The organism is Spirillospora sp. NPDC046719, assembly GCF_040645715.1.
Lineage (GTDB): Bacteria > Actinomycetota > Actinomycetes > Streptosporangiales > Streptosporangiaceae > Spirillospora.
Genome location: NZ_JBEYYT010000391.1, coordinates 1 through 8,889, shown reverse-complemented (window position 1 = coordinate 8,889; position 8,889 = coordinate 1). Strand labels below are relative to the sequence as shown.

The following is an 8,889-nucleotide window of genomic DNA, read 5'->3' as shown; positions in this document are numbered from 1 at the left end:
GGCGCCGCGGGCTGACCGGCGAGCGGCTGCGCAAGGCGCGGATCCAGGCCGTGTACGCGCTGGACGACATCGAGCCGGACGCCGAGCGCCGCGTCCGCCGGGCCGGGCCGCTGCTGGAGCAGCTGACGGTCGCGATCGCCGACGAGTGGCTGCCCGAGCCGCGCCGCTGACCGGCGGCCGCGAGCCGCCGATCGGAAACCGCCGAACTACATTCGACAGTTTCCGGACGGAGGGCTGGACCGCCGTCTAGGATCATGGGCGGCGGCGGCATCCGAGAACTCCACAGCGGCACGAGGCGGGCGCACATGGCGGACGAGCGGCAGTACGACTGGGCATCACTCGGCATCGACGTGACGAAGCCGAGCATCGCGCGAACCTACGACGTCGTCCTGCGCGGCAAGGACAACTTCGAGGTCGACCGCGCGTTCGTGGACGAGATCGTCAAGATCGTCCCCGAGATCTACGACGTGGCCGCCTACAACCGGCAGATCCTCGGCCGCGGCGTGCGGTACCTGGCCGGCGAGGCGGGCCTGCGCCAGTTCCTCGACCTCGGGTCCGGGCTGCCGACCGTGCAGAACACCCACCAGGTCGCCCAGTCCGTCGCGCCGGAGTCCCGCGTCGTGTACGTCGACAACGACCCGATCGTGCTGGCGCACGGCCGGGCGCTGCTCGCCGAGAACGATCGCACGACCGTCGTCACGGCGGACGTCCGCGAGCCGGAGGAGATCCTCGCCAACGAGGAGGTGCGCCGGCTCCTCGACCTCGACCGCCCCGTCGGGGTGCTGCTCGTCGGCATCCTGCACCACCTGCACGACGACGAGAAGCCGCAGCGGGTCGTCGACACGCTGATGGACGCGGTGCCGTCCGGCAGCCACCTGTTCATCACGAGCTTCTGCGCGTCCAGCCAGGAGGCGGTCGACGCCGAGGTGCAGTACCAGGGGCTGCTCGGCACCGGCCGGTTCCGCACCCCCGAGGAGATCGAGCGCTGGTTCTCCGGCCTGGAGCTGCTGGAGCCGGGCGTGGTCCCGCTGCCGCTGTGGCGGCCGGACGGGCCCGTCCCGAACGAGCTGACCGTCGGGCACCGGCTCATGTACGGGGGCATCGCCCGCAAGCCCTGATCCGGGCCCGCGCCGACCTGCGGCGCTTTACACGTTGTCATCGAACGGGACGATGACTTCGCACCCTGCACATGGCACGGAGGGGTCCCCGCACCGCACCCTGTAGGCGTGCGCACCGGCGTACGTCCTGGTCAGCGTTGACGGAGGATCCCCCGTGAAGATCGGCGTCCCACAAGAGATCAAGAACCACGAGTACCGGGTGGCCATCACCCCGGCGGGCGTGCACGAGCTCACCCGGCACGGCCACGAGGTGTACGTCGAGCGCGGCGCCGGTCTCGGCTCGGCCATCCCCGACGAGGACTACACCGCCGCCGGGGCCAAGATCCTCGACGGCCCGGACGAGGTGTGGGCCGAGGGCGATCTGATCCTCAAGGTCAAGGAGCCGATCGCCGCCGAGTACCACCGGATGCGCGCCGGCCAGACCCTCTTCACCTACCTGCACCTCGCCGCGTCCCGCGAGTGCACCGACGCGCTGCTGTCCGCCGGCGTCACCGCGATCGCCTACGAGACCGTCCAGCTGCCGGACCGGTCGCTGCCGCTGCTCGCCCCGATGTCGGAGGTCGCAGGACGGCTCGCCCCGCAGGTCGGCGCGTACAACCTCATGGCGTCCAACGGCGGCCGCGGCGTGCTGCCGGGCGGCGTGCCCGGCGTCGCCCCCGCGAAGGTCGTCGTGATCGGCGGCGGCGTCTCCGGGCTCAACGCCGCGCAGATCGCCGTCGGGATGGGCGCCGACGTCACCGTCCTGGACCTGAACGTGGACCGGCTCCGCCACATCGACGCGATCTACCAGGGCCGGATGCGGACGCTGGTGTCCAACGCCTACCTGGTCGAGCAGGAAGCGCGCGCCGCCGACCTGGTGATCGGCGCCGTGCTGATCCCCGGCGCCAAGGCGCCGAAGCTGATCTCCAACGACCTCGTCGCCGCGATGAAGTCCGGCTCGGTGCTGGTCGACATCGCCATCGACCAGGGCGGCTGCTTCGAGGACTCCCGCCCCACCACGCACGACGCCCCCACCTACAAGGTGCACGGCTCCACGTTCTACTGCGTCGCGAACATGCCGGGCTCGGTGCCCAACACCTCGACGTACGCGCTCACCGGCGTCACCCTCCCCTACGCCCTGCAGCTCGCCGAGAAGGGCTGGCGCCGCGCGCTCCACGAGAACGCCGCCCTGGCCAAGGGCCTCAACACCCACGCCGGCGAACTCGTCTACGACCACGTCGCCGAGGCCCACGGCCTCCCGTACACCCCCCTCTCCTCGATCCTCGACTGACCGGAACCCGCCGGCCCGTCAGCCGTGACGGGGGTTCCCGGGAGCCGCCCCCAGGGCATTAGGGTGGGGCGCATGGGGGAGCTGATCTTGCTGAGGCACGGCGAGACCGAGTGGAGCCGGGACCGGCGCCACACCGGACGGACCGACCTGCCGCTGACGGCGCGCGGCGAGGAGCAGGCGCGGGCGCTTCCCCCGCTGCTGGCGCCGCGGCACATCGTCCGCGTGGTGGCCAGCCCGGCCGAGCGGGCCCGCCGCACCGCCGAGCTCGCGGGCCTGACGGTGGACGAGACGGACCCCGACCTGTGGGAGTGGGACTACGGCGGCTACGAGGGGATCACGACGGCCGCCATCCGTGAGGACCGGCCCGGCTGGTACCTCTGGAAGGACGGTGTGATCCCGGGCGACGCGGAGCACCCCGGCGAGACCGTCGAGCAGGTCGGGAAGCGGACCGACGCGGTGCTCGGCCGGGTGCGGCCGCTGCTGGCGGAGGGCGACGTGGCGCTCGTGGCGCACGGGCACGTGCTGCGCGTGCTGACCGCCCGCTGGCTGGGGCTGGAGCCCGCGCTCGGACGGGCGTTCGCGCTCGCCACCGGGACGCTGTCGCTGCTCGGGACCGAGCACGGCCACCCCGTGATCACCTCGTGGAACGTCCCGGCCGATCCGACCGCATAAAATACCCCTTGGGGGATCTCCCCCGGCGGGGCGTCCCAGGGGCCCGCGCGGCCCCGGAGTGATTGCGAGGACGGAGATGGCGACCAGCGAGACCCCCACCCGCGGGTACACGGCCACGAAGGACCAGCTGCAGACCCGGCTGGCCCGGATCGAGGGGCAGGTCCGCGGCATCGACCGCATGGTGGCCGACGACCGCTACTGCATCGACATCCTCACCCAGATCAGCGCCGTCCAGGCGGCCCTGGACAAGGTCGCGCTCGGGCTGCTGGACGGGCACGTCCGGCACTGCGTGGCGGAGGGGACGCAGGAGGGCAAGGGCGAGGAGATGTCCACCGAGCTGATGGCGGCGGTCGGGCGGCTCATGCGCCGCGGCTGATGCCGCCGCAGAGCGGGTCGTCCTTCCCGGCCCGCTCCATCATCTCCACCAGCGTCCGCCAGCCGTGCAGGAAGTGCTCGCGCTCGGCGGGGCCGAGCGCCTCCAGCGTCATCCGCAGCGGCCGCAGGCGCCGCCAGGCGAACCGCTCGACGAGCGCGCGACGCTCCTCGTGCAGGCTGACGATCATGCGGCGGCGGTCCCGCTCGTCCGGGCGCCGGTCGACGAAGCCGCCGCGCTGCAGCTCGCCGACGAGCTGGCTGACGGTGGCGGGGCTGAGCGCCATGTGCCGGGCGAGGACGCCGACCGGGACCGGCCCGTTCAGCACCAGGCCGATCAGCACGGGGACGTGCCGCGGGCCGAGGCCGGCCGCGTCGACCATCCCGATCAGCTCCTCGGCCTCCTCGTGCGCGCCGCGGCCCTTCATGCCGCGGAACATCCGGCCCATGATCTGGACCATCGCCTCCAGGTCGGCGTCCACGGCGGCGTCTCCGGTGCGCGTGCGGGCGGGCGCGCCGTCCGGCGCGCCCTCGGCCGTGGCGGACGGGCCTGATTTCCCGGACATACCTTGAATTTCAACACATTCCGTGTTGCAGTGTAAATACGTTGAACTTCAAGGCGTTTCAAGCTTTTCACAACGGGGACACGGGGCAACCGGAGCACACCTGAGGGGGCCGACCATGGCCGAGAGCCCGCCCACCGATCTCGCGCCGCCGGGCGCGTCCGCCGCGACCGAGCGCCTGGATCCGCAGGTCATCCTGCTCGGCCTGGTCATCGTGTCCGGGACCGTCATGGCGATCCTGGACACCACCATCGTCAACGTGGCCCTGCAGACGCTCGGCAAGGACTTCCACGCGAGCCTGTCCACCATCCAGTGGACGATCACCGGGTACACGCTGGCGCTCGGCACGGTGATCCCGATCACCGGCTGGGCGGTCGACCGGTTCGGCGGCCGCCGGGTGTGGATGCTGTCGATCGTGCTGTTCGTCGCCGGGTCGGTGCTGTCCGGCGCGTCCTGGAACATCCAGTCGCTCATCGTCTTCCGCGTCCTGCAGGGACTCGGCGGAGGCATGCTGATGCCGACCGGCATGGCCATCCTCACCATGGCCGCCGGGCCACGGCGGATGGGCCGCATCATGAGCATCGTGGGCGTGCCGATGCTGCTCGGCCCGGTGCTCGGCCCGGTGATCGGCGGCTGGCTGGTCGAGGACGTCGACTGGCGCTGGATCTTCTTCGTGAACCTGCCGGTCGGCGCGCTCGCCTTCGCCCTCGCCTGGTGGAAGGTGCCGCACGAGCAGGAGGGGCAGGGCGGGGGCGGCTCCTCGGCGCTGGACCTGCGCGGGCTGTTCCTGCTGCCGCCGGGGTTCGCGCTGCTGATCTACGGGCTGTCCACCGCCAACAGCAACGGCGGCTTCGGGAGCACCTCGACGATCGCGTGGCTGCTCGCCGGCGCCGTCCTGGTCGTGCTGTTCGTGCTGCACAGCCTGCAGCGGCGGGAGCGCTCGCTGATCGACGTGCGGCTGTTCGCCGACCGGACGTTCGCGACCGCGTCCGTCGCGGTGTTCCTCGTCGGCATCGCGCTGATGGGCTCGATGCTGCTGATCCCGCTGTACTACCAGACCGCCCGCGGCGAGCGCGCCCACCCCGCCGGGCTGCTGCTGGCCCCGCAGGGCCTCGGCGCCGCCACCGCGATGCCGTTCTCCGGCGTCATCACCGACAAGCTCGGCGCCGGCCGCATCGTGCCGTTCGGCATCGTGCTGCTGGTGGTCGGGACCATCCCGTTCGCGCTGGTCGGCGCCGACACCTCCTACTGGTTCCTCGGCGCCGCCCTGTACGTCCGGGGCCTCGGCCTCGGCTGCACCATGATGCCGACGATGTCGGCCGCGCTGACCACGCTGGCCCGCTCGGCGGCGTCGCGGGCGAGCAGCACGCTGAACATCCTCGTCCAGCTCGGCGGCTCGGTCGGGGTGGCGCTGCTCGCCGTCATCCTGTCCCGCCAGATCAGCTCGCGGCTCCCGCAGGTGGGCGGCAAGGGAGGCGGGGCGGGGGTCGGCCAGATCCCCGACCAGATCCGCCAGCAGGTGGCGCCGAAGCTCGCGGACGCGTTCGGCACGACGTTCTGGGTCTCGATGATCCTCACCGCGGTGCTGATCGTCCCGGCGTTCCTGCTGCCGAAGCACGGCACGCACGCCGCCGACGGGCCGGGCGCTCCTGCGGGCGACGCTCCCCCGCCAATGGCCTGACCTGCGCCGCAGACCGCGCCCGGGACCGCGCCCGGGACCGCGCCGCGGACCGCGGCGGAAGGGTCAGGACGCCATGGTCCAGGTGGCCGGGTCCGCCTCGTGCTCGCGCGTGAGGCGCCTGGCCCGCCGGGCGTCCGGCGAGTACCGGAACCGCTCCGGGACGGCGTGGGTGGTCCGGTACAGGCCCTTGAGCGCCAGCGTCGCGGCGAGGTCGGACGTCGGCAGGCCCGGCAGCCCGTACATCCGGCGGGCCCAGCGTGGCAGCGTCGACACCACCAGCATCGCGACGCCCGGCGCGGCGAGCTTCAGCGGCATCAGGTGCTGGGGGACGGCCGGGCTGAACATCCGCTTCAGCCCTTCGCGGGCCTCCCGGCACGCGAAGATCCGCCGCCGCATCTCCTCGTAGTAGTCCTTCATCTCGGCGACCGAGCCGGGCACGTCCGCCGGGTCGAGGCCGACGACGGCGGCGGCGCGGCGCTGCTCGTCGACGAACGCGTCGGCGTCGGCGGAGGTCAGCGGCACGCCGGCGCGGCGCGCCACGTCCAGGTAGGAGTCGACCTCCCCCATGTGCACCCAGAGCAGGTTCTCGGGCTCGTCCACCGGGAACGTCTCGCCGGTGCGCAGGTCGAGGCCGGTGAGCTTGGAGTGCAGCTTGCGGACGCGGCGGCCCACCCGCTCGACCTCCGCGTGCGTCCCGTAGGTGCGCACCCGCACGAACTCGACCGTCCGGCCGAGCCGCGCCCAGGCCGCGTCGGGGTTCATCAGCTCGGAGTTCTGCGCCGTGCCCCACATCGTGCGGGGATGCAGGGCCTGCAGCAGCAGTGCCCGGATCCCGCCGACGATCAGCACCGGCTCGCCCATCACCTGCCAGGTCACCGAGCCCGGACCGAACAGGCCGTGGTCCACGTCCTCCCCGGCGCCGCCCTCCCGGACCCCGAACTCCTCGCGCACGTCGACCGCCTTCCTCTCCGCGGCCGAGGAAACCACGCCGGCCACGGTAAATGAAGACTTACCCGGCTATGGCGTGCGTCACACGGGTCCGGAGCGGTCCGCGGCGTCCGGTCCCGCTCAGTCCTCGGGCTCGTCCACCGCCTCGTCGCGCTCGCCCGGCTCGGTCTGCTCGGCGACCCAGGCGAGGTAGTCCAGGCTCCCCGCCACCACCGGCGTCGCGATGATCTCCGGGGTGTCGTAGGAGTGCAGGTCGGTGATCAGGGTCGCGAGCTCGTCGAACCGGTCGGCGGTGGTCTTGAACACCACCATCCACTCCTCGGCGGTCTCGATCTCGCCCTCCCACCAGTACGTGCTCGCGATCGGGCCGACGAGCTGGGCGCACGCGGCGAGCCGTTCGGCGACCGCCGACCGGGCCAGCCCGGCCGCCTCGGACCGGGCGTCGGTGGTGGTCGTCACCTGCACGTAAGACTCCGCCATGACCCCACTATTTCCCGCTCGGGAGTCCCGCACGCCCCCGCGGCGTCACGGGCGGGCCGGGCGCACGACCAGGGCGCTGCCGCCGCCGCGCCGGACCGGCTCGGCGACCGCCTGGACGAGTCCGGGCGCCAGGAACTCCAGCCCGGTGGCCGCCCCGATCACGCCCGCCGGCGGGCCGGGGAACACCTCCAGCCGGTGCCCGCGCGCCGCGAGCGCCTTGCCGTACTTGTCGATGAACGCCTGCTCGGCGAAGACCTGCGGGGTGTTGCGCTGGGTGGCGCGCGGCGCGGCCAGCGCGGTCGGCAGGTCCATGCCGAGGTCGAGCCGGTCCACCAGGATCTGCAGCACGGTCGTGATGATCGTCGAGCCGCCGGGCGTGCCGAGCGCGAGCTTCGGCCGCCCGTCCTCGAGCACGATCGTCGGCGCGATGCTGCTGCGCGGCCGCTTGTGCGGGCCGGGCAGGTTCGGGTCGGGCAGGCCGCCCGGCGCGGACGGCGCGAACGAGAAGTCCGTCAGCTCGTTGTTCAGCAGGAACCCGCGGCCAGGGACGGTGAGGGCGCTGCCGCCGAACTGCTCGATCGTGACGGTGTAGGAGGCGACGTTCCCCCACTTGTCGGCGACGACGAGGTGGGTCGTCTGCGGTCCCTCGGCGGCCAGCACCCGGGTCTGGGTGCCGGACGGGACGCACGGCTGGTACTGCCCGTCCGGGCTGCCGGGCGGGACGGGCGCGGTGGCGGCCTGGTCCGGCTTGATGAGGCAGGCGCGCTCGCGGGCGAACCCCTGCGACAGCAGCTCGTCCAGCGGCACCTTCACCTTCGCGGGGTCGCCGACGTAGGCGCCGCGGTCGGCGTAGGCGAGCTTCGACGCCTCCAGGTAGTAGTGCAGAGCGGTGACGGGGTCGCGGGGGTCGAGCCGGAAGTTGCCGAGGATGTCGAGCGCCTCGCCGACCGTGGAGCCGCCGGACGACGACGGCGGTTCGCCGTACACGTCGTACCCGCGGTAGGACACGTGCGTGGGCTGCTTGGACAGCGCCTTGTAGGCGGCGAGGTCGCTCGTCTTCAGGACGCCGGGGCGCACCACGCGGGTGGCCTTCGGGTCGACCGGCGGCTTGGTCACCGTCCGGACGATCTCCTTGCCCAGCTCGCCGCGGTACAGCCAGCCGATGCCGTGCTCGGCGAGTTGCCTGTAGGTGTTCGCGAGGTCGGGGTTCTTGAACACCGACCCCACCGCAGGGGGCTTCCCGCCGGGCAGGAACAGCTCGCGGGTCGGGACGATGTCGCGGAAGCGCGCCTCGTTCGTCGCGGTCTGGTCGTAGAACTCCTGGTCCACCACGAAGCCGTGCTCGGCGACCTTGATCGCGGGCTGCAGCAGCGCGCCCAGCCGGCGGGTGCCGAACCGGTGCAGCGCCAGGTCCCACTGGGCGAGGGTGCCGGGCACGCCGACGCTGAGCCCGCTGGTGACGGCGTCGTTGAAGGAGAGCGGCTTGCCGGTCTCCGGGTCGATGAAGTAGTCCTCCTTCATCGACGCCGGGCCGAACTCGCGGCCGTCCAGCGCGTACACCTTGCGGTCCTTGGCGCTGTAGTACGTCATGTAGCCGCCGCCGCCGATGGCCGACACGTACGGCTCGGTGACGCCGAGGGTCGCGCCCGCCGCGACGGCGGCGTCCATCGCGTTGCCGCCCCGCTTGAGGATCTCCAGGGCGGCGCGGCTCGCGTCCGGGTCGACGGTGGAGACGGCGCCGCCGTAGCCGGTCGCGACGGGCTGCTTGGCCGGCGGGTCCTGCGC

At 72.8% G+C, this 8,889-nt stretch carries 9 protein-coding genes; 5 read left to right on the top strand and 4 right to left on the bottom strand.

The window, feature by feature from the left end; all coding sequences use genetic code 11:
• Window positions 1-305 precede the first annotated feature (305 nt).
• The 4 genes from ABZ914_RS40345 (at window position 306) to ABZ914_RS40330 (ending at window position 3,436) form a co-directional block, all read left to right on the top strand.
• Window positions 306-1,118 carry an SAM-dependent methyltransferase gene (locus ABZ914_RS40345; RefSeq protein WP_500199859.1) on the top strand — a complete coding sequence of 271 codons (813 nt, stop codon included), beginning with the start codon at window positions 306-308 and terminating at the stop codon, window positions 1,116-1,118.
• A gap of 154 nt (window positions 1,119-1,272) precedes the next feature.
• Entirely contained in the window at window positions 1,273-2,388 is a 1,116-nt protein-coding gene (ald, locus tag ABZ914_RS40340; RefSeq protein WP_433138868.1) for an alanine dehydrogenase, read from the top strand.
• 72 nt (window positions 2,389-2,460) lie between these two features.
• A complete protein-coding gene (locus ABZ914_RS40335; protein WP_500199857.1) occupies window positions 2,461-3,060 on the top strand; it encodes a histidine phosphatase family protein in 600 nt (199 codons plus the stop codon).
• 76 nt (window positions 3,061-3,136) lie between these two features.
• A complete protein-coding gene (locus ABZ914_RS40330) occupies window positions 3,137-3,436 on the top strand; it encodes a metal-sensitive transcriptional regulator (protein ID WP_151546637.1) in 300 nt (99 codons plus the stop codon).
• Here the strand turns inward: ABZ914_RS40330 and ABZ914_RS40325 are convergent.
• Entirely contained in the window at window positions 3,420-3,998 is a 579-nt protein-coding gene (locus tag ABZ914_RS40325) for a MarR family winged helix-turn-helix transcriptional regulator (protein WP_500199855.1), read from the bottom strand. The two genes, ABZ914_RS40330 and ABZ914_RS40325, sit on opposite strands and share 17 nt — an antisense overlap.
• Before the next feature lie 115 nt (window positions 3,999-4,113).
• Between ABZ914_RS40325 and ABZ914_RS40320 the strand changes: the two genes are divergently transcribed.
• Window positions 4,114-5,676, top strand: a complete 1,563-nt coding sequence (locus ABZ914_RS40320) for a DHA2 family efflux MFS transporter permease subunit (protein WP_500199853.1) — start codon at window positions 4,114-4,116, stop codon at window positions 5,674-5,676.
• Window positions 5,677-5,739: 63 nt separating this feature from the next.
• Here the strand turns inward: ABZ914_RS40320 and ABZ914_RS40315 are convergent, their stop codons facing one another.
• The 3 genes from ABZ914_RS40315 to ggt all read right to left on the bottom strand — a co-directional run.
• Window positions 5,740-6,663 (bottom strand): oxygenase MpaB family protein, encoded by a 924-nt coding sequence (locus tag ABZ914_RS40315; RefSeq protein ID WP_500199852.1) that lies wholly within the window; start codon window positions 6,661-6,663, stop codon window positions 5,740-5,742.
• Between the two features lie 81 nt (window positions 6,664-6,744).
• Entirely contained in the window at window positions 6,745-7,104 is a 360-nt protein-coding gene (gene cutA, locus ABZ914_RS40310) for a divalent-cation tolerance protein CutA (RefSeq protein ID WP_190858660.1), read from the bottom strand.
• Window positions 7,105-7,149: 45 nt separating this feature from the next.
• Window positions 7,150-8,889, bottom strand: a 1,740-nt coding sequence (gene ggt, locus ABZ914_RS40305) for a gamma-glutamyltransferase (RefSeq protein WP_500199851.1), incomplete at its 5' end; no start/stop codon positions are given.